This window comes from Fictibacillus sp. Mic-4, from assembly GCF_049843615.1.
Taxonomy (GTDB): domain Bacteria; phylum Bacillota; class Bacilli; order Bacillales; family Fictibacillaceae; genus Fictibacillus_A; species Fictibacillus_A gelatini.
In genome coordinates this window covers 157,684-179,963 of sequence record NZ_JBBHZM010000004.1, presented here as the reverse complement: position 1 = coordinate 179,963, position 22,280 = coordinate 157,684, and the positions used below count along the sequence as shown (strand labels likewise).

The window sequence follows — 22,280 nt, the reverse complement described above, 5'->3', positions numbered from 1 at the left end:
GCAAATGCTGATGTTGGAATTAACAAAACCCCAACCATAAGACATACTGAAATAAGTTTTTTCATTTCTATCCCTTCATCCCCTTATAATGTAAATTTTTTGTCACAAATTTTACATTCGATTTAAAATTAAAAATACCTTCCTTTTTTGTTTCTTTAAGATATTAAAGAAACATTCACTTAACGAAAGTGTAGATAGAAGTAAGAAAGAGTAAAACCTATTGGGGTATAAAACTCGTAACAGAAATTTTTCAGGAGGGAAGAGAATGTCTAACGTCATTCCATTACATCAATCCAAACCTTTGATTGAAGAATACAAAGCGTATATTTCTGGAAAATCAGCGAAAACGATTGATGCATACATACGTTCTATTCATCAATTGACAGAATGGATTTCAGCTAAACCCGGAAGTGCAGGAAAATTCCAACCGGAGCAATTTACAAAAACGGCTATGGAAATGTATTTAAGTTATTTAGAGGACGAGGGATATAGTATTAACCATCGAAATCGTATCAAATCTGCAGCATCCAGTTTTGCACGCTGGTTAATTGAGGAGAAGGGATTACTACAGCAAAATCCGACTCGAGGCGTTGACATTCCACCACAGCCATTATTAGCTCCGCGTGAATTGAGTAAAGATCAGCGTTATGTATTGAGAAATCTTGTGGAACGGGAAGGTGATCTCCGAGGAAAAGCAATTTTTGCACTTGGATATTGGGCCGGGCTTCGTATAAGTGACGTGTCTTGGTTAATGGTAAAAGATACTTACATCGGTCCGAAAATCGGGTGGCTACGTGTCGGATACAAAGGAGGGAAGAGGAGGGAGATTGATTTATTGAACCAGGTACACCGACCACTTTCCAATTACTTGGAGCATGGAAAACGAATAAAGGATAGCCCATATGTCTTTACATCACAACGCTGTGAACAGTTAACAGAGGCAGGAATTCACCACTGGTTTAGAAAACTAAAGTCACTAGCAACTAAGGATGAATGGGATCTGATTCATGATGTAACGTTCCATCATTTGCGTCACGACTTTGCACACCGTGCCCGGGAATCTGGTTGGACCATTGAAGAAATCGCATATTATCTTGGTCATGTCACAAAAAAAGGTACACCGGCTATTGCTACAACTGCTCGTTATACTCAGGTAAGCAGGAAACAAATCAAAGAAAAACTGTATCAAATTAAAGGTTAGTTAGGAATAAAATGCAGGTGTTTACTATGAATTTAAGACATGCATGTCCTCTCTATAAAAAATGCAAGATTTGCGAACAAATAAAATATTATTCTGAATTCCCACCTAGAACCGGGCGAAAGCGCAGTTCCGGAGCAAGGAAATCTTATTGTAAAGTCTGTGAACCTAGAAAACATGAAAAAATTCTTCCTGCAATACCGTGCAATTATAGCTTTGATATATCACTATTATCGTACGGTGACATTAAAGTGAAGGAAAAAAAGAAAAATGGAAGATTTTTTGAATACTATGTTCCTGTACAGATTGCTACACAACTGGTTACTGAAGAAGCTGCAGGGATTGTTCACGAAGGGTTGATTCATAAATTATACAACAAAGAGGAATTTCGGCATTTGATCATCGAAAGAAGCTCCTATACCTGTTTTTACTGCGGAAAATATGGTGATACAATTGACCATTTAACCCCAAAGTCAAAAGGTGGATTAACTACACCAAAGAATTGTGTTTGCGCATGTAAACGATGTAATCAGTTGAAAAATGATCTTAAATTGAGTGAGTTTTTATCACGAATTAAGAAACTAGATAAAGATTAAAATGCACAAAATTAATGGACCCACATTTATGTCCTAAATGGGTCTACTTTTTTGTTCTCGTACAGAACGTGAGGGAAGAAACTAATGGTACGTTTGTGGTTTTTATTAGTTTACATAATATATATTCTCGGAAGCAATGCAGAAATAATTGAATCCAGTCTCAAAATCTAAGAATACTTAAGATAGTGAGACGAAATTAAAATTAATCTGAAACGCTTATTAGTATTTTAGATGTATTAAAAAACAGCTACATCTCAATTTGAAATGTAGCTATCGATTATTAATCTAAACTGCTGATTTTATCTTTCAATGTTTCGAGGATCGGATAAAGCTCCTCTAAATGGCTGATTTCATAGTCAGGGATTACTTCATTTCGCTCTTTATCTTGGCGGTTGACCCAAACTGATGTAATGCCAGCTCTAGAAGCTCCAAGAATATCAGTCATTAAGTTATCCCCAACCATAATGGCTTCCTCGGCCTTAAGTGACATTAACGTTAAAGCATGTTCAAATATAGACGGATCCGGTTTGCCTTTTCCAAAGCCCCCAGAAATAACGATGTGATCAAAATATGGGACAAGCTCTGGAGTTAACTCCAGCTTCGTATTTTGCAAATCCGGTGAACCGTTCGTTAGCAGCAGGAGCCTGTACTTCCCTTTTAATTCATCGAGCACTCTAAATGTTTCCTCATAGACAAACGGATGATTGCGGCGTTCTAATGGAAAACGTTCTGCTAATTCATGTCCAAATTCAGGATCATCAACTCCTAGTGCCATAAGCCCTCTTGTCCATGCTTCTTTTCGATAGGCTGGAACAATTTCCTTCATTTTGCGGAAGTTATCTTCATCATCCAAAAAGTTCCCCCATAATCCTTCAAACGGGTTAATCCCAATCATTTGCGTGAATTCATACGTTTCATAAGATGAGTAAAGATCCCGAGCTTCTTTTCGTACTGCTTCCTCAAGCTTTTCCGGATCAATATCATTATATTTATCCCGCGCCGCTTCGCATGTCGCTCTAAAGGCTTCCTTCACGCTTTTCTGATCCCAGAGCAGCGTGTCATCAAGATCAAAAAAAATAGCTTTAATCATCGTGTACCCTCATCTCTTTCTAGTTGTTTACTAGAATGTTACTATATTTACACCACTTAAGGAAGTTCATTTTTGAAAATTTTCCGTCCAATCTGAAAAGCACCATCAATTGAGGGCGACACAATAAAATTCCCCTTTTTAGCAGGTTGAGATACATTGAAATTCAAGCAATCTTAATTCTTTACTCGCCGTGTTTTCACGATAAACATGAGGACAAATGTTTGGAGAATCAACATGCCGATCAATGCTGCCCGGATGATGCTATTGTTAATGTAAACGATTGAGACGCCGACTGATACGTAAAGAAACAACAATATCTTAATTTTGTTTTTCATTGTAATCGAACGAGTTTCTTTAAACTCTTTTACATATTTTTCATAAAGAGTCGTAGACTTTAACCAACTATGAAACCTATCCGAGCTTTTCGAAAAGCAAAAAAGGGCCAGTAGCACTAAAGGTGTCGTTGGTAATAACGGTACATAAATGCCGATTACTCCAATCCCTAATGAAGTAAAGCCTATTAGTAATAGAACAGTTTTTTTAAACATAAATCTCTCCGTCTACCTTCCCTGAGACTATAAAAAACAGCGAACAGTATCTGACGCTGTTCGCTTAATTATAAGGCTCTATTTTTATGAAAACAATATGTTTTTGGAATGACTCCCGCTATTGTGATGTCATAAGGATCGCTTAAAACCTCATAGCGACAGCTAAACGTGACAGAACCACCAAGAGACATACCAGGAACAGATAACAGTTATGCTTTCTTCCCTTGCTCTATACTTTTTGCCATAATATAGAGTACAGTTAGTCCAGGTATGATAACCATGTAATTTAAATTAAAAGGAGTGAAATCAATTGTATCAAAGCGACATCCGAAAGAAAAATGAAGACCGCAAAAATGTGAATACGACGCTGAGTCAGCAGCTTTATGAAGAAATTAAACTATTGGCCAAACGCCTGAATCGTCCAGCCAATGACTTAATTGAAGAAGGCATGAGGCATGTTCTAGCGAAATATAAGGGAAAGAGGATGAAAGACTCCTGATTGTACATTTTTGCAAGGGAGGAAAAAAATCATTTAACGTACCTTGTTGTCCAATTGACCAAAGACTAAGTCATTTTTCCATGGTTTTCTCCTATGTCGGATTTATTATTTAGTGCTAAAGTTACCTCATTATTAAGTTCCTCTAAGTTTTTCCCTTTTGTTTCAGGAGCTAATATGATCGAAATCACCAGGCCTGCTAATCCGGCGATGACAAAAAGCCATAACGCTTTGCTGTTTCCCCAGGCCGCAACAAGCTGCGGAAAAACGAGTATTCCTAAAATTGACCCAATGCGGCTCACTGCGGTTGCCAACCCTGAAGCGCTTGCCCGTATACTCGTAGGGAATAATTCTGTCGGATAAACAAAGTTAAGAATTCCCCCGCCCATGTTCGCGAATAGCACAGCGAGGCTAAATAAAATAACTAAAAATGCCATCGTTGGACTCGGGTTAAGCGCTAAAATAATTAATGCCACTGATAATCCTGTAAATGACGTAATAATTAGTGGTCTTCTCCCTATCTTTTCTACAATATTCATGCCTATAATTGCTCCCAATAGCCCTAACACACTAACCGTTCCAGAGCCGATATACGCCATCATTTGCGATCCATGCGTTAACGGCTTCAAAATTGTTGGGGTGTACATCGAAATCCCATAATATGCTACCGCATAACAAAACCAGAATCCGCAAACAAAGAACGTTCGGCGAAATAAAGTTTTCGAAAACACATTACTTAATTTTTGCTTTTTATCCGTATTGGGGTTAATGATTACTTTTTGGCCGGTAATTTTCAGCATGATCGCTTCTGCTTCCTTCTCGCGGCCCCTGGATGCCAGCCATCTTGGAGATTCCGGAAGTGTCACCCTGAAATAGAAAACAATAAGAGCGAAAATAGCGCCTACTAAAAGCATGTATCTCCATGCGCTCGGTCCAAGCGGCGATAATAGTATTCCGCAAATATAAGCCACCACGGCTCCCACGAACCACATCGCCCCTAACGAAGTACTATGCTTCCCGCGGCTTTTCGTTGCGCTAAATTCGGAAACGAGTGTGGCTGAAATAGGATAATCAGCGCCAATGCCAATTCCCAGTAAGAATCGAAATAAAATAAGTTGCCATGGCGCCTGTGCAAATGCAGATAAAGCAGCAAACACGACAAAAGCTAATAAGTCAATCGCATACATGGCTTTCCGGCCAAATTTATCGGTCAAGCTTCCAAGCCATAAAGCCCCAATAAAGGAACCAATCACAGCAGATGCTGTAATAAGTCCTTGAACTCCAGGTCCAATATCCCACTGATTTAAAATTAAGGGCATCGCAACGGCAATTACTGTTAGATCAAATCCATCAAGAAAAGTGCCCGCAGCCGATAAAAGCGTAATCTTTCTTTGAAAGCGCTTTAAGTCTGGTGAATCTAAATGCTCAAAACTCATTAAAATCTCCCCTTTCCCTTTTTAACTGAGTGTGTGAATGTACAACAAAAGCCATAGCCAAAAAACATGAATCATGTTTTTAATGACTATGGCATCTTTTCATCTCCAGCCATGCAACTAGAAAGAATATGATATTTTGGTAATTTATTTATACACTATTCACACTAGTCTGTCAACCTTTGATACGGTTCTAATTGGACTACAATTTTGTTCTTTAAAGCGAAAGCACTTTTTCGCGGATACAATAGTACGTAACGACATTTTCAATGATCCTCATCCCGACATTGTCACGCGAGGTTAATATCGACTCAGGGTGAAATTGGACAGCGACTATAGGTAAATGTTTATGTTCCGCCGCCATGATCACATTGTCGTCTGACATAGCCGTTACTCTCATACTTTCCGGTAGTTGTTTTGCATATAATGAATGGTAGCGGCTAACCGCAAATGACTCAGGTAGCCCCTTCCACAAAAGACTGTCGTGCTTCACTTTTACATTGGATGATTTCCCGTGTTGTGGTTCCGTCAATAAGCCTAATTCCCCGCCAAAATATTCGACGATCCCTTGAAGTCCCAAACATACTCCAAAAATCGGCAATTGTCTGCTCAAACATAAATGAATCGTTTCATTCATATGAAAATCACCTGGACGACCCGGTCCTGGAGAAATGACCACTAGGTCAAACGTTTGCGAAGAATTTAACACTTCCCTTGCCCGGGGGGCGCGCAATGTTAATACTTCCGCTCCAGTCTGCTTAAGATAATTCCCGAGCGTATGGACGAAGGAATCTTCATGATCAATTAGTAAAATCCTTTTCCCCTGACCCGGATGTTTTGTTTCTTGTGCCGATTCACTCGGTTTCGTTTTGGGCGCCCGGATCGCTTTAATTAACGCCGCTGCTTTTGTCAGTGTTTCTTCTTCTTCAGCTTCTGGAATAGAATCGTATAACAATGTCGCGCCGACCCTGATCTCGGCCATCCCGTCTTTCATTTTAATGGTCCGCAATGTCAGCCCTGTATTCAAATCTCCGTTAAAATTATAGTAGCCGACCGCACCGCCATACCATTCCCTTGGCGAGCATTCATGGTCTTCAATCCAGCATATCGCCGCCCGTTTTGGAGCGCCGGTTATCGTAACGGCCCACATATGCGTCATAAAGGCATCTAGAGCATCATATTGCGGACTCAAGTAGCCTTCGACATGGTCAACCGTATGAATCAAGTGCGAATACATTTCGATTTGCCTTCTTCCGATCACTTTCACTGAACCCGGAACGCATATTCTCGATTTATCATTTCGGTCGACATCCGTACACATTGTCAATTCAGCTTCGTCTTTATAGGAGTTTAATAAATTACGGATATAATCCGCGTCTTCAATCGGATTATTGCCTCGTTTTGTCGTCCCTGAAATTGGGCATGTTTCCACTCTGTTTCCTTCTACTCGTACATACATTTCTGGCGATGAGCCGACAAGATGCTCATTGCCAAGGTTGATGATAAAACCATATGGACTCGGGTTTAATTCGGTTAATTCATTAAATACTTGAGAAGGCGTAGCATCATATTGTTCGTATAAAATTTGTGAAGGCACGACTTCAAATAAATTTCCTTTGCGAAATTCATCAAGCGCCTCTCTAACTAAGTTTGCATATTTTCCTGACTGGTATGTTAATCCGATTGAGGGCTTAATAGACCCCTTTTGTTCAACATAGACGCCATCTCTCAGTAGGCCTTCGGTCGAATCCTTGCCGAACTTAAATTCGTAAGAAAGCTGGTAAGCACATGATAATTGATGATCCACGATAATAAGTTCATCTGGAAGATATAAAACGAGATCATGTTTTTGGCTGTTTCTTTTATGCTTATATTGCAAAGACTCAAATTGAAATACGAGGTCATATCCAAATGCTCCATATAAGCCGAGAAAAGAGTCTTTAGTTGATGCAAATCGTTCCTTGATCGCTCTTAATGCAGTAAAAATAGAAGGCTGCAACGTTCGGCTTTCCTCGTTAAATATTTCGCCGGATGTCTCAATTGTGCCCGAAATTGCAAAACCGTCTTTAGTGACACTGATTGAAGCAATCGTTTGTAACTTTTCGAAAATAGAAGGGATTAGCAGTTCACCGCGGCTGTTTAACGCTATTATTTGAAATTGTCTGCCGGTAGCGCGGATTTCAAGCGGCGGGTTAATAAATCCAATGTCCCAGCGTGAATAACGCCCCGGATATTCATAACTGCTGGAAAACAACGCACCTTTTCGAAAATCGATTTCACGCAGGATGATGTCTGTAGCGCCTGCTTTGTCCAATCGCTTCGTGGTTCGGGTTATTTCGATGTTTTCTTCAGTTACATAAACTAACTTTTCCTCGGAATTTAATACTAGATGGGATAAAATGCTGCTCATTTTCTTTCCTCCTCTTTTTTCCAGAGGAGAACAGGAGCTCGATTGGGAGCAAATAAGGGGAACCACATATATAATTAACTTCAAATTCTCTACTAACCTAAGCTCTCCACTAAACTATCCTGTCTCTTCTCTGCTAAACTCTAATAATGACATTGTACTATCAATTATGAAGGCAAGCAATTAAAAAAATTCTAATTCAAAATATTTATCTCCGCTATTAGTTAACATAATATGTTTATTGTAATAAAAAAAGAGCGGCAATTTGCTGCTACTCTTTTTCATCTACAACTTGAATATCTTTCCAAACTTCTACGACTTCTCCCCAGTCATCGACATCGATGGCAAACGAACCGTTATTGTACCGATCCGCCGGCTTATAATCTCCGGAATTAATTTTGCCCCTCTGCCCTTTCGCCGTTTTTATGAAGTATTCCTCATTGTCAGTTGTAATCAGTTTTAGATCAACGACTTTATGCGGATTTTTCTTTAACTCGCGAAGCATGACCAGTCCTCGCTTAGCACGGGAAGTTTTATCAAATTCGGACAGCTTCATTTTTTTCACGGCGCCACGATGAGTCACTAATAAAAGTTCAACGTTTTCTTCTTCCGCAAGCGCAAAGCCGCTGACGACTACATCGCCATCTTTCAGATTAATGCCTTTAACTCCTGCCGCCCCTTTTCCGACAATGCTGATTTCATTTTCATTAAACCAGAGGCCATAGCCACTATGTGTTGCGATAAACACATCCTGTTTCCCATCTGTTAAGCTGACACCGACGACTTCATCATCACCTTTTAGTTTTAATGCCATAAGCGTTTTATTATATCGTTGTGCTTTATATTGAGTGATTTCGGTTTTCTTCACCATTCCATGTTTCGTAAAGAAAATAAGGTATAGGTCTTCTTTAAACTCTTTTACAGGTATGGCTTGAATCAACGTTTCATCTTTTTCGATGCCAACCATATTGGCGACATGCTGCCCCATGTCCTTCCAGCGAATATCGGGCATTTCGTAGATCGGCAAATAAATGTAATTCCCTTTGTTAGTGAATATCAAGAGCGTTTCCGTAGTATTTAACTGCCCGGAAGCTAAAAGACGATCTGTTTCTTTCATGCCCGGTGGTTCACCATTTGATGCAGAATAAGAACGAAGACTCGTCCGTTTCACATATCCGTCTTTTGTCACTGTAACCATGACATCTTCGGATGGAATCATCACTTCCATATCAATTTTTAGTTCTTGAATTTCATGTTCGATCGCCGTACGTCGTTCATCTGCATACCGTTTTTTTACATCGGCTAAATCTTTTTTGATTACATTCAAAAGCTTTTTCTCGCTGTTTAAAATGCTTGTAAGGTAGGTAATTTTCTTTTCAAGCTCTTTTGCTTCATTTTGCAAAGTGGTAATGTCCGTATTCGTCAACCGATAAAGCTGCAATGTGACGATCGCTTCTGCTTGCGGTTCGGTAAACTTGAACTTATTCATTAAATTATCTTTTGCATCGCGCTTATCTTTCGACGCCCGGATCGTCTCAATTACTTCATCCAAAATTGAAATGGCCTTAATCAGCCCTTCCACGACATGCTGGCGTTCTTTTGCCTTCGCAAGTTCATAATTGGAGCGGTTTGTAACGACTTCTTTTTGGTGCTCGATATAGGCCGATAGAATATGCTTTAATCCCATCAACTTTGGTGTCTTATTATGAATGGCCACCATGTTGTAATTGTACGAAATTTGCAAGTCTGTATTTTTAAACAGGTATGTCAAAACTCCTTCAGCATTACCGTCTTTTTTCAACTCGATAACAATCCGGAGGCCGGTACGATCCGTCTCATCACGAACTTCGGCAATCCCTTCGACTTTTTTATCAAGACGAAGCTCATCAATTCGTTTGACGAGGTTTGCTTTATTTACTTCATACGGAATTTCACTAATAACGATTTGCTGCCTTCCGCCTTTAATTTCCTCTATTTCGGTCTTCGCTCGTACAATAACACGTCCCTTGCCTGTTTCAAATGCTTTCTTAATCCCTTCAATCCCCTGGACAATCCCGCCTGTCGGGAAATCCGGCCCTTTAACGGCCGTCATTAATTCGTCAAGGCTCACATCAGGATTATCAATTTGCATAATGACGGCATCGATAACCTCACCTAGATTATGTGGAGGGATGTCTGTTGCGTACCCTGCTGAAATCCCGGTTGATCCATTTACGAGCAAGTTAGGATACATCGCCGGGAGAACGACCGGCTCTTCAATCGTATCGTCAAAATTCGGAACAAATTCTACCGTATGTTTATCGATATCACGCAAAAGTTCAGAAGCGATCGGGGAAAGCCGGGCCTCCGTATAACGCATGGCAGCAGCGGGATCGCCGTCAATGCTCCCATTGTTTCCGTGCATCTGAATGAGAACATTTCTTACTTTCCAATCCTGGCTCATCCGCACCATTGCTTCATAGACTGAAGAATCTCCATGCGGATGATAGTTTCCGATTACATTACCGACTGTTTTTGCCGATTTCCGAAACGGTTTATCTGCCGTATTCCCTTCTTGATGCATCGCATAAAGAATCCGGCGCTGAACGGGCTTTAACCCGTCACGGGCATCAGGGAGTGCCCGTTCCTGAATGATATATTTACTGTATCTGCCGAAGCGGTCCCCGATCACTTCTTCCAGCGGCAGATCCATAAAGCGTTCAAGTAATGACAATAGTGCACCCTCCTAAACTAAAACAGTGACAAATTTTCATTTTCAAGAATGTTCGGATCTTCATCAAGCCCAAAAGCAACATGCTCTTCAATCCATTTCCGGCGGGGCTCTACTTTATCGCCCATCAAAACGGACACCCGTTTTTCCGCACGGGCCGCATCATCAATTTTCACGCGAATCAACGTTCTCGTGTCAGGGTTCATTGTCGTTTCCCATAATTGGTCGGCATTCATTTCACCTAGACCTTTATAGCGTTGAATAACATAACCTCGCCCGACTTTTTTGATCGCTAGCTGCAATTCATTTTCATCCCACGCATATTCTATGACCTCTTTTTTCCCCACCCCTTTGCTTACTTTGTAAAGTGGAGGCAAGGCGATATAAACTTTCCCCGCTTCAATGAGCGGTTTCATATAGCGGTAGAAAAAGGTCAATAAAAGCACTTGAATGTGTGCGCCATCCGTATCAGCATCCGTCATGATGATAACCTTATCATAATTGGTATCTTCGACTGAAAAATCAGACCCGACCCCGGCCCCGATCGCATGAATAATCGTATTGATTTCCTCGTTTTTAAAAATGTCGGCAAGCTTCGCTTTTTCGGTATTGATGACTTTTCCGCGTAATGGAAGAATCGCTTGAAATCGTCGGTCCCGCCCTTGTTTCGCTGAACCTCCGGCTGAATCCCCTTCAACCAGATATAATTCATTTTTTGCCGGGTTTCGTGATGTCGCGGGAGTCAATTTCCCGCTTAAGATCGTTTCTTTCCGTTTATTCTTTTTGCCGTTTCGCGCATCTTCACGCGCTTTTCTAGCCGCTTCACGCGCCTGGGCCGCCTTTATTGCTTTTTTAATAAGCATTTCACTTGTTGACGGATTTTCTTCTAAAAAATAAGAAAGCTGGCCGCTAACCACGCTGTCTACACTGGAACGTGCATCGCTTGTCCCTAATTTGCTTTTCGTTTGGCCTTCAAATTGCAATTTTTCTTCTGGGATGCGTACGGAAACAATCGCTGTAAGCCCTTCGCGAATATCCGATCCATCAAGATTTTTATCTTTTTCCTTCAGCAGGGACACTTTCCGCGCGTAATCGTTCATCACACGGGTAATGGCTGTTTTCGCCCCGGATTCATGTGTCCCTCCGTCTTTCGTCCTGACATTGTTGACAAACGAGAGAACATTTTCCGCGTACCCATCATTATATTGAAAGGCAAATTCGACTTCAATATCATTATGCGTTCCTTCAAAACTAACCACTGAATGAAGTGTGTCTTTATCTTCATTTAAATACTCAACAAACGCCTCGATCCCCGATTCATAACAAAAGGATTCGCTTTGTCCGGTACGCTCATCCTTCAGCTCAATCGTCATTCCTTTTAACAAAAAAGCGGCTTCTCTCAAGCGCTCGCATAACGTTTCATAATTAAAGTTCGTCGTGCTAAACATTGTCCGATCCGGTTTAAAATGAATCGTCGTCCCTGTTTTTCTCGTTGTTCCTATTTTTTCAAGCGTCGTGACCGGTTTTCCGCCATCTTCAAATCGTTGTCGATACATCGTGCCATCTCGATGAATGGTTACTTCAAGCCACTCAGAAAGCGCATTGACGACCGATGCGCCAACACCATGAAGGCCACCGGATGTTTTATACCCTCCTTGCCCGAATTTACCCCCGGCATGAAGCACTGTAAAAATGACTTCCGGGGTTGGCTTTCCTAACTTATGGATTCCTGTCGGCATGCCCCGGCCTTCGTCTTTTACACTAATACTATTATCCTTATGTATTGTTACATTGATATGTTTACCGAAACCTGCAAGTGCTTCGTCTACGGCATTATCAACAATTTCATAAACAAGATGATGCAATCCGCGGGCGTCTGTGCTGCCGATATACATACCAGGACGTTTCCGTACAGCTTCAAGCCCTTCCAACACTTGAATGGCGTCATCGTTGTACTCTAAATGTTGTTTTTTAGCCAAACTCGTTTGCTCCTTTCAAAAAAACCTTCTAACTATTTATCATATCAGAACATTTGTTTCTAATCCAGTCTTCGAAAAATACAAGCCAGATTCTATTGTATCTTTTCTCCCCAAAAGGTGCAAAAACATTTAAAACAATTGCTAAAGCAATTTTGTTTAGAAAATAAACCATCCTTAAAGGATGGTTTATTTTCCTAGCAATGTATAATACTCAACTTTAATACATTTATCCATAATCGAAGTTACACCGTGCTCTTTTAAATATTTATAAGCTTCTTCGTTACTAAGACCAAGCTGTGCCCAGAAAACATCCGCGCCAATTTCAACTGTTTCTTTTGCTACCTCCAGAAGAAACTCGCTTCTGCGAAACACGTTGACAATATCAACATGCCCTTCAATATCCTTTAACGACTTCACCGCTTTTGCACCTAATATTTCGTCCGCATTAGGGTTGACCGGAATGATCTCATATCCAGCATCTTGCATGACAGAAGCTACCTGATACGAAGTACGGGCAGGATTATCCGAAAGGCCAACGACGGCAATACGTTTTTTCGTTTCCAAAATCTCTTTAATTTCTTCATTTGTCGGATTAATCAAGCGAATCTCTCCTTTTAGATATTCAATCGATAAATATCGGCATATTTTTCTTCAAAATAGCGGACTAAATGATCTGGATTTAAGCCCTCTCCCGTCACATCTTGCAAAATTTCAATCGGTTTTTTCATTTTGCCGAAACGATGGATTTTGTCCGTCAGCCATTGTCTGATTGGAGTTAAGTTTCCGCTTGCTATAAGTTCATCAAATTCTGGAAGATCTTTTTGCATCGCATGTTTGAATTGAGCTGCGTATAAGTAGCCGAGCGCATAAGATGGAAAATATCCAAAACTTCCACCTGACCAGTGAACATCCTGGAGGACGCCCTTGCTGTCATTCGGAGGGGTTACGCCAAGATACTCTTGCATCTTTTCATTCCAAATCCGCGGAAGATCCTTCACTTCAATCTCATCGTTAAAAAGACCTTTCTCAATTTCATAACGCACGATAACATGAAGCGGGTATGTCATTTCATCCGCTTCAATGCGAATGAGAGAAGGTTCAACAACATTGATGGCCCGGTAAAAATCATCGAGTTCGACTTCGTTAAATTGACCCCCGCTATACTCTTTCAATGCTTCATAATACTTTTTCCAAAACCCTTTATGATGTCCAATTATATTTTCCCAAAATAATGATTGCGATTCGTGAATTCCCATTGACGTTCCGGAGCATAACGGCGTTCCGATCAAATCTTTTGCTATATTTTGTTCGTATAACGCATGGCCGCCTTCGTGAATGGTGCCAAAAATCGCGGTTCTAAAATCATTTTCCGCATATCTGGTTGTGATCCGTACATCGTCCCGGTTGATCGTGATTTCAAACGGATGCACTGTCTCATCAAGCCGTCCGCCGTTAAAGTCATAACCCATTTCTTTAAGTACATGTATGCTGAATTCCCTCTGCTTTTCTTTCGGAAAATGATGGAATAAAAAGCCGGTCTCGGGCTTATCTTTGGATTCGGTCACTTTTTGAAGTAACGGAACGATTTTTTCTCTAAGCTTGCCGAAGACGTCATCCAGGATTGCGACTGTCATACCGGGCTCATACATATCAAGAAGGGTGTTATATTTGTTTCCTTCATAACCCCAGTAATCAATAAACCGTTTGTTAAACTCGACGAGCTTTTCTAAATATGGCTGGAACATGGCGAAATCTGATTTTTCCTTCGCTTCCTCCCAGACACTTTCGGCCTTTGATTGTAAAATGACATACTCTTTATACTCCTGGGGTGGAATCTTTGTATTCCGTTCATACTCTTTTTTGACTTCTTCTAGCGTCTTCTTCGTTATTTCCGATAAAGTGGTATAAACGTCACTTTTGGATAATTCATTAATAAATTCTTTCATTTCTGTTGAAGTCGACATCGCAAACACATCTGAGGAAAGCGTGCCAATGACTTCTGAACGCTGTTCAACACCATTTTTGGGTGCACCTGTCCGTAAATCCCAATACATTAAGCTAATCGCTTCATTCATATGCATCATTTTTTTAACATAGTTTAAAAAATCTTGCTCAATCGATTGTAACGTTTGTGTCATTATAATCTTCCTTTCATCGCAATTAATAAAAGCGCATACACATTGTTAAATTCGATTCTTAAACTAAAATTCCTGCGGCAAACTAAAAAACAGCTACGATCAGCTGTTTTTTAAAATATTGGTCGATGATTCTTTCAATGGTCTACCTTCTTTATAGTAAAGAGAAGGAGAAAGTAAAACAAAGAAGATATGAACATTCCCATACCCTCTATTCTTTAATAGATGATGAATAATGGAAGCCAAATCGTCATGTACTTCCTGATCTCTCGGAAACATGAAAATTTCAACAGAAGGGGGTGTATCCGTTATTCGTTCGACATTTAGCAATTCAATTTTCACTTTTTCTTTTGAAACATTTGCCGTATAAGAAAATTCTTCGACGAGCAAAGGAGAGATTTCTTTTAAAATGTCTCTTTCAATTCCTTTAAAACGTAAAAATGGCATTGTGCATTTCCTTTCTATCTATGCAACTTGTTTATCAACCATTATACACCTATATTTCTTATTCAGTAACTCATCCGCCTTCTTTCGCTAGTAAAGCAAACTATAATTTACTTAAGCATTTGTATAACAAAAGAAATACTACATACACTACTAAAGCAAAAATCTTGCAAATACTACATAGGAGTTGAAATTAGCATGCCGCAACAACAAAGTAGCAGACAGAATAATAGCAATGAAATTCTCATTCCTTATGCAGAAGCTGCCATTGAGCAAATGAAGCACGAAATTGCCCGTGAATTCGGCGTACAACTTGGACCTGATACAACGAGCCGGGCAAACGGATCTGTCGGTGGAGAAATCACAAAACGCCTTGTAGCAATGGCCGAGCAACAACTTGGCGGTGGAATGATTCATTAAGAGCAAAATTGTCGTTTTGTTGAATTTATTGGAATCGCGAAACGCCAATTCCACTTTATAGCAAAAAGAGGAGTTATTAAACTCCTCTTTTTGCGTGATTTATTTTTTAGGTGGCCGTTTTCCAAAGTATTGATAGTAATCACATTTAATATGGCCGTTATACAGTTTTCGTTTTTTTGTCGCCTGTTTTCCATATAATTTCTCAAAATTTTCATTGGATGTAATGACGTAAACCGACCATGTATCATGGGGAATGAAAACTTGTCCCATCTCTTTGTATAACTGTGCGACTTCTTCCCGCTCTCCTAACCGCTCGCCATACGGAGGATTTGTTACGACATAGCCATACTCCTTTTTTGTCGTAAAATCTTTTACTTGCATTTGCTTAAAATGTACCAGCCCCTCAAATCCGGCTTCCATTGCATTATTTTTCGAAAGCTCAATCATTTTATGATCAATGTCTGTTCCTAAAATATCAAGAGGCACATCATACTTTGCGAGATCATTTGCTTCTTCCACCGCCCGGTACCACGTTTTTTTATCGATCCAGGACCATCCTTCAGAAGCAAATTCCCGATTTAATCCTGGTGCAATATTCTGGCCGATCATCGCAGCCTCTATCGGAATCGTCCCTGAACCGCAAAACGGATCAACAAAAGGTTTATCCGGTGTCCAATTGGTCAGCATAATTAACGCGGACGCCATCGTTTCTTTTAAAGGTGCTTCACTATGTAACGCCCGGTATCCTCTTTTATGAAGCCCCGTGCCGCTTGTATCGATGGAGATGGTCGCAACATCCTTTAATAAAGCGACTTCAATGCGATATAATGCTCCGTTTTCAGGGAACCATGTTTCTCGTTTATAGGCATTTTTCATGCTTTCAACGACCGCTTTTTTCACAATGGCCTGGCAGTCCGATACACTAAAGAGCTTGGATTTAACCGATTTGCCGATAACGGGAAACTCTCCGTCTTCAGGAATGAAATCCGCCCATGGAAGTGCTTTCGTTTTTTCAAACAATTCATCAAACGACTCCGCTTTAAATTCACCAATCACAAGTTTCACGCGATCAGCTGTCCGAAGCCAGAGGTTTGCCTTGCAAACGGAAAGTTCATCTCCTTCAAAATATACTTTCCCGTTGTCAACAATTACATTTTCAAACCCCAGGTCACGAACCTCTTTGGCAACAAGCGCTTCAAGTCCCATAGCCGCCGTTGCAATTAACTTTAATTTTCTCATTCAAAGGGATCTCCTTTATTCGCTACATTTCATTCGCTTCTCTAAGTTATTATGTATAAATAAAAAAGCCCACATACGGGGCCCCTTGTGTTTTCGTTCACCAATAACGTTTTGTAAGCCATGTTCTGTTCCTCCGTACTGCAATCGGTTGAAACCTCGTACAAAGGTGGTAATCATCTATCTACAGACCGCATAAGGCGACCTGTTTTCCTTTGCGTTCATTTCCGCAAGAGGAAATTCCCCTACCATAATTTGGGTTTCTCACTCGTGGGGTTTACCGCGTTCCACTCTTTCTGTTTCCAGAAAGACTACGTCACTGTGGCACTTTAAAGGTAATATCACCATATCCAGAAGACTTAGGTGAGTTCCCTGCCGTTAGACCAGTCGAAACCAGTCTACCCTGGCTTATTTTTTCGCCAGGCACGAACACTACGGTCATCTCAGATCCGTGTGAGCATGGACTTTCCTCTACATCTGAAAAGATGCAGCGATTACCCAAACGTTATTAGTATTAAAATCGAAAAGCATTGTCCATTATAACAGGTATAAGAACAAAAAGCAAACAGGTATTTTTTAGGTTTTATTCATACAGTTTGCTTCCGAAAACATGCTTTTCCAAGTTCGATAGACGTTGAAGAACATCGGAGTTTAAATTCATCGATGCAGTTGGAACTCTTCTTGTCTGTTCGGAAGCGTTTTGCAGTTCTTTACGCAATCGATTATTTTCCTGCATGAGCTGCTCATACTCTTTTTGGAATTGCTCATAGTCTTTAATGATTAAATCTAAAAATTTATCCACTTCATCCTGGTCGTACCCGCGAAAACCTTGTTTAAAGTCTTTTTCAAGTATTTCTTTAGCCGTTAAATTTAATTTTTTATCGATCATTCACATTCACCTCAATGTTATACACTAAGATTTTATACTATATTGTTTCAAATGTCATTGTAAAAGTCAATAATTACTGCCTTGTTTTACCAATACTCACCTTTTGATTCCATCACATCTTGATAAATGACTTCTAAATCATAAGGAGTAATCAAATGAATTTCATACGACGGATCGACTGATTGCTTTCGCTTCGCTTGTTCGATGTAAAAGTCAGGTGAACCTTGTTTTTCCTCATCATATAAAGCGAGAATGGCGTCCGTTTTTTCAACGAGATAACGATTTTTCATGCTTAACTGCTTCGGACTTTCATAAGGCTTTTTCGAAATCGCATCAACAAAATCGGCATTGGAAAGGAGTTCATAATATTGATTTTTGCGTTCCTCTTTCCAGTTCGCTTCTTGTTCTAAAAAAGGCAGCAAAACCGCTAATTGCAAATCGGGATAATCTTTTTTCAAGTCAATGACAACTTCACCGGCCCAGCATTCTACACCGAGTTGCCCGCTAATAACCACCCACTTAAGCCCTTCATCAATGAAGGATAAAAGCCGTTTTTCCACGGCTTTCTTAATATATACAATTCCTTCATGATTCTCTTTGAAAATTCCTAATTCATGCGATTTATAGCCTGTTACAAGAAGGTTTTTAATCATTTTTAAAATTCCCATCCGCAATTCATTACATTTATAAAAAAGAACCAATCTAAAACGATTAGTTCTCCATTTAAATTCCGTGGCTAAATTCATTAGCAACTAGCAATGTCAAACCTACAACAACAAAAAACATAAAAAGAATCCATTGCCGCATGACTTACCTCTCCACATCATTAATAAGATGAAAAAACATTTCCCTATTCTGCAATACAAAAGTTACAGAAAATTAGTTTATTCCACAAAAAACGACAACCATTTCAGATGTGTTATGACGATATAAGTCAATTTAAAGCTGATTTTGCGCTTGCCTGGGGAATAAATAGGGGAAATGAGGGACAACTTTATTTTCCTATCCCATCATACACAATAATCAGCAAAAAATAAATAGGACTTCCTTTATTTTTTCTTTAAAATCGGCACTTTTTTTCGATCCGCTCAATTCTTTTTTCAAATTCTCTCTGTTCCCTATTTGCTTTATGTTTTAAAAGTCTTTTTTTGCTTTTCCATACTGAAAAGCCTTCTTTTGCATAGTAAAGCGCTTTTTCATAATCTTTTTTATGATGTTCATACAGTTTCGCCAGTTCAATCCAGGGTCCTTCGTCTTTCAACCCGGGTTCACAAAGCTCTTCTAAAAGCTTCAAGGCTCGGTCATATTTTTTCATTTTTTTGTACAAAAAAGCTGCAGCCTTTTTGGCGCGTATGCTTTCCGTTGAATCATGCTGAATGATTTCTTCATATTTCGTTAACGCCATCTCTGTTTCTCCTAATGCCTCCAGCCAACGAGCCAGCTCAAAACATTCAGCAGTTGTTACAGGGAGATCATTTTGAATGATCTTAGACATATGGATATAAAGCGTAATAAGAGATAGAACATCCCATTCGTTATGCTTCATAACACCCTGGATAAGCTGTGGGTCTCCTTCGTTCAAAAATTGAAAATAGAGCATCGGAGCTAAATACCCCGGAACATCATTTTCACGGAAGACTCCAAGTATTTCTTTCTCGACGATCGATAATCGAACAGACGGGAGTACATGTTTCCATAATCGCCGTGCCCCGTGGAGCAAATCATAATGGCCAAACGCGGGAAGTGACGGCACATAATCACGGATGAGCGTATGCCTTGTCTTCACCTGAGGCCAATCAAACGATTTACCGTTATACGTTACCAGGTTTTTTAGCTCGTTTACCTGGGTTAAAAAATAATGGTATAAGGCAATTTCCGACCCTGGCTGAGGAAGAAAATATTGCTTTACTTTAACTTCGTCATTGTCAATTTTACTGCTTCCTAATAAAAAAATCGTATTGCCGGACCCGCCGCTCAAACCGGTTGTTTCTGTATCGAAAAAAAGCAAATCACCGGGATTTAACCCTTCTGACGCAAGAGGATGGTGAACCTTCATTTGTTGCCACCGCTCCATTACCTCATAAAGTTCCGAAAACCGATACTTTCCCCATAATTCGTCCAATGGATAAGCGACTTCTCGGATTAAGCAATAATCTTCCTCGAAATAATAAGGAGTCGTCTGAAAATCTTCCCAAATCTTCAGCTGAGGAACATGAACCCGGTGTGACGGTTTATCGATTGGCAGAGAAGCGGCATTTTTTTCCGGCACTAAATGTTTTTTAAACCGATTGAGCTTTGATTGGATAGACATCGTTATTTCTCCTTAAGCTATTCAATAAATAGAGTGCCTTTTTCTTTCCGTCCTTCCCTTCAGCGGCCATCTCCGTACAGGATGGGCACCCGCTTTCGCACGGACATCGCTCGATGAGAGCGGCCGCTTCATGAAGAATCGTATCCCATTCTTTGTAAACCGTTTCGCTTAAACCGACCCCTCCCGGATAACGATCATATAAAAAGATCGTTGGTTTTCCCGAATGAACGGCTTTCATTTGCGGAACGACATGAAGGTCTCCTTTATCACACATGACAAAAAGAGGAGCGATATGGCGCAAAACATTTGCAATGCCAATCAAACTTTGTTCAAGTTCGTTTGTAGAAAAATCGTTTGTGATCGGATCATTAAAAGAAATCCATGTTGCGGATGTATGGAGCTCTTCTTCCGGCAAATGAATGGGACCGGAGCCTATGTTTTGATGGGATTCAAATTGGATTTTCTTAAAAATCGTTGCCATAGCATTGACAGTCACTTCACCAAATGCCCGTTCATGTGAATGAAATGATGTCGATTGGTCGACTTCAAGCACTTTTAGTGAAACGGCCAGGTTCGCATCTGTAAAATAATCGACGTTCACTTCGCGGACATATGCCTTTTTCTCCTCATAATCAAGCTTTTCAACTTGATACTGAACGCCCTGATGAAGGTAAATCGCTTCTTCATGAAGCAGCGTCAATGAGCTGAACCGATCCATTTCTCCAATAACCTTTACATTTGCGATATCCGTTTGATCAATAATTACTACATTTTCCTGGGAGCCTGAGCGCAAACTAATGTTATGCGCCGGAAATGAGTCATTCATCCAAAAATATTGGTCGCCTTGATGATGCAACACTTGTTCGTCAGTCAAAAATTCCAAAATCTCTTCAATCTCAACGCCATCAAAACTTTCGCCTTTCTTAAAGGGCAATTCATAAGCCGCACATTTTAAATGGTCGACAAGAATGATTAAATTGTCTGGATTGATTCTTGCAGATTCAGGCGAGCGGTTAAAAAAGTACTCCGGATGCTGGATGATGTATTGGTCGAGCGGACTTGAACTTGCCACCATTATGACAACCGATTCATCCTGTCTTCGTCCCGCGCGTCCTGCCTGCTGCCAGCTGCTTGCGATCGAACCCGGATAACCCGTAAGGATGCATGCATGCAATTGGCCGATATCGACTCCAAGCTCAAGCGCGTTTGTACTGACGACACCCATAACCTCCCCGCTCCGCAGGCCACGCTCGATTTCACGCCTTTGTTTGGGCAAATAACCCCCACGATATCCCTGGATCGATTTAAACCCGAATTCTTGTTTCGCAAGTTCCTGTAAATATGTTAATAAAATTTCAACACGCACCCTGCTTCTGGCAAATACGATCGTTTGAATTTTATTTTGCAAAAATAATTTCGCTAAATTTCTTGCTTCTAGTGTGGCGCTTTTTCGAATATTAAGCGGTCTGTTGACGACGGGCGGATTGTAGAATAGAAAATGCTTTTTTCCCGACGGCGCCCCATTGTTATCAATTAATTCCACCTTGGCTCCGGTCAATTTTTCTGCCAATTCTTTTGGGTTGGCAATCGTTGCGGATGTGCAAATAAATAAAGGATCGCTGCCATAAAACCGGCAAATGCGTTTCAACCGGCGGATGACATTTGCCACATGGCTTCCAAAAACACCGCGGTATGTATGAAGTTCGTCAATTACAACAAACTTTAAGTTTTCAAATAAAGACACCCATTTCGTATGGTGAGGCAAAATTGCAGAATGCAGCATGTCGGGATTTGTCAATACAACATTCCCCGCCTTGCGGACAACCTGGCGTATATTCGCTGCTGTATCTCCATCATACGTATAACTTTTCATGTCAAGGCCAATCGCTTCAATAAGCTCATTGATTTCCGCTTTTTGATCATGTGCCAGCGCTTTTGTCGGAAAAAGGTACAACGCACGTGTTCCAGGATTATTCGCAATTTCCTGTAATACCGGCAAGTTGTAGCAAAGCGTTTTCCCCGAAGCGGTCGGTGTGACAGCGACAAAACTTCTTCCTGAGTTGGACGCCTTAAATGCCGATAGCTGGTGGGTATACAAAGCATCGATTCCGCGTTGTTGCAACGCTTTTACAATTGCTGGATGCAAGTCTGCCGGAAACGGTATCGTTTTAGCCTGTTTTTCTTCAATCGTTTTCCAATAGACGATATTTTCATTGATTTCGGTGTTCTTCTTTAAAAAATCAAGAAGCTCCCCCATTGATTTTTTTCCGTTCACATCTCTCACCTCGTTACCTTTATTGTAACGAATGAACGTTCGGAAATAAACAAAAAAGCAGCGAAAAATTCTGCTTTTTAATCAGAAATTTCCCGTTGATACAGATAATGATA

General features: G+C 40.4%; 18 protein-coding genes and 1 other RNA gene. 4 read left to right on the top strand and 15 right to left on the bottom strand.

The genetic code is table 11. The features are described from left to right. The first annotated feature begins 265 nt into the window (after positions 1 to 265). Positions 266 to 1,201, top strand: coding sequence for a tyrosine-type recombinase/integrase (locus tag WD019_RS05645; RefSeq protein ID WP_425710887.1), 936 nt, complete (start codon positions 266 to 268; stop codon positions 1,199 to 1,201). Positions 1,202 to 1,449: 248 nt separating this feature from the next. Beyond that, positions 1,450 to 1,794, top strand: coding sequence for an HNH endonuclease (locus tag WD019_RS05640; RefSeq protein WP_425710886.1), 345 nt, complete (start codon positions 1,450 to 1,452; stop codon positions 1,792 to 1,794). A gap of 280 nt (positions 1,795 to 2,074) precedes the next feature. Here WD019_RS05640 and WD019_RS05635 read toward each other — a convergent pair whose 3' ends face one another. Both WD019_RS05635 and WD019_RS05630 read right to left on the bottom strand, forming a co-directional pair. Then, the gene (locus WD019_RS05635) at positions 2,075 to 2,884 is read right to left on the bottom strand and encodes an HAD family hydrolase (RefSeq protein WP_425710885.1); all 810 of its coding nucleotides are present in this window, start codon (positions 2,882 to 2,884) and stop codon (positions 2,075 to 2,077) included. 173 nt (positions 2,885 to 3,057) lie between these two features. Continuing rightward, on the bottom strand, positions 3,058 to 3,432 hold the full coding sequence (locus tag WD019_RS05630; protein WP_425710884.1) for a YbaN family protein: 375 nt from the start codon (positions 3,430 to 3,432) through the stop codon (positions 3,058 to 3,060). A 310-nt stretch (positions 3,433 to 3,742) separates the two neighbouring features. Between WD019_RS05630 and WD019_RS05625 the strand changes: the two genes are divergently transcribed. Continuing rightward, positions 3,743 to 3,931 (top strand): hypothetical protein, encoded by a 189-nt coding sequence (locus WD019_RS05625; protein ID WP_035350274.1) that lies wholly within the window; start codon positions 3,743 to 3,745, stop codon positions 3,929 to 3,931. Positions 3,932 to 3,996: 65 nt separating this feature from the next. On the opposite strand, the gene WD019_RS05620 is transcribed toward WD019_RS05625, so the two are convergent. From WD019_RS05620 to WD019_RS05590, 7 genes are all read right to left on the bottom strand, one after another. Beyond that, positions 3,997 to 5,364 (bottom strand): MFS transporter, encoded by a 1,368-nt coding sequence (locus WD019_RS05620; protein ID WP_026677055.1) that lies wholly within the window; start codon positions 5,362 to 5,364, stop codon positions 3,997 to 3,999. Positions 5,365 to 5,578: 214 nt separating this feature from the next. Then, the gene (locus WD019_RS05615; RefSeq protein ID WP_425710883.1) at positions 5,579 to 7,771 is read right to left on the bottom strand and encodes an anthranilate synthase component I; all 2,193 of its coding nucleotides are present in this window, start codon (positions 7,769 to 7,771) and stop codon (positions 5,579 to 5,581) included. A 268-nt stretch (positions 7,772 to 8,039) separates the two neighbouring features. Further along, a complete protein-coding gene (gene parC / locus WD019_RS05610) occupies positions 8,040 to 10,481 on the bottom strand; it encodes a DNA topoisomerase IV subunit A (RefSeq protein WP_026677054.1) in 2,442 nt (813 codons plus the stop codon). 17 nt (positions 10,482 to 10,498) lie between these two features. Continuing rightward, positions 10,499 to 12,457, bottom strand: a complete 1,959-nt coding sequence (gene parE, locus WD019_RS05605) for a DNA topoisomerase IV subunit B (protein ID WP_026677053.1) — start codon at positions 12,455 to 12,457, stop codon at positions 10,499 to 10,501. Positions 12,458 to 12,643: 186 nt separating this feature from the next. Beyond that, positions 12,644 to 13,063 carry a CoA-binding protein gene (locus tag WD019_RS05600; RefSeq protein ID WP_026677052.1) on the bottom strand — a complete coding sequence of 140 codons (420 nt, stop codon included), beginning with the start codon at positions 13,061 to 13,063 and terminating at the stop codon, positions 12,644 to 12,646. An 8-nt stretch (positions 13,064 to 13,071) separates the two neighbouring features. Beyond that, the gene (locus tag WD019_RS05595) at positions 13,072 to 14,595 is read right to left on the bottom strand and encodes a carboxypeptidase M32 (protein ID WP_425710882.1); all 1,524 of its coding nucleotides are present in this window, start codon (positions 14,593 to 14,595) and stop codon (positions 13,072 to 13,074) included. Positions 14,596 to 14,694: 99 nt separating this feature from the next. Then, entirely contained in the window at positions 14,695 to 15,039 is a 345-nt protein-coding gene (locus WD019_RS05590) for a DUF1904 family protein (RefSeq protein WP_026677050.1), read from the bottom strand. 195 nt (positions 15,040 to 15,234) lie between these two features. Here WD019_RS05590 and WD019_RS05585 point away from each other — a divergent pair, with 195 nt between their 5' ends. Then, entirely contained in the window at positions 15,235 to 15,456 is a 222-nt protein-coding gene (locus tag WD019_RS05585; protein ID WP_026677049.1) for an alpha/beta-type small acid-soluble spore protein, read from the top strand. A 99-nt stretch (positions 15,457 to 15,555) separates the two neighbouring features. Here WD019_RS05585 and WD019_RS05580 read toward each other — a convergent pair whose 3' ends face one another. The 6 genes from WD019_RS05580 to WD019_RS05555 form a co-directional block, all read right to left on the bottom strand. Further along, on the bottom strand, positions 15,556 to 16,695 hold the full coding sequence (locus tag WD019_RS05580) for a THUMP domain-containing class I SAM-dependent RNA methyltransferase (RefSeq protein WP_026677048.1): 1,140 nt from the start codon (positions 16,693 to 16,695) through the stop codon (positions 15,556 to 15,558). Positions 16,696 to 16,804: 109 nt separating this feature from the next. Continuing rightward, positions 16,805 to 17,198, bottom strand: an RNA gene (gene rnpB, locus WD019_RS05575) — RNase P RNA component class B. 77 nt (positions 17,199 to 17,275) lie between these two features. After that, a complete protein-coding gene (gene gpsB / locus WD019_RS05570; RefSeq protein ID WP_425710881.1) occupies positions 17,276 to 17,581 on the bottom strand; it encodes a cell division regulator GpsB in 306 nt (101 codons plus the stop codon). 86 nt (positions 17,582 to 17,667) lie between these two features. Beyond that, a complete protein-coding gene (locus WD019_RS05565) occupies positions 17,668 to 18,231 on the bottom strand; it encodes a DUF1273 domain-containing protein (RefSeq protein WP_425710892.1) in 564 nt (187 codons plus the stop codon). Positions 18,232 to 18,641: 410 nt separating this feature from the next. Continuing rightward, positions 18,642 to 19,892: a ribonuclease H-like domain-containing protein gene (locus tag WD019_RS05560; RefSeq protein WP_026677045.1), complete on the bottom strand. Its 1,251-nt coding sequence runs from the start codon at positions 19,890 to 19,892 to the stop codon at positions 18,642 to 18,644. After that, positions 19,861 to 22,167, bottom strand: a complete 2,307-nt coding sequence (locus WD019_RS05555; protein WP_425710880.1) for a DEAD/DEAH box helicase — start codon at positions 22,165 to 22,167, stop codon at positions 19,861 to 19,863. Before WD019_RS05555 ends, WD019_RS05560 begins: the two co-directional genes overlap by 32 nt. Positions 22,168 to 22,280 lie beyond the last annotated feature (113 nt).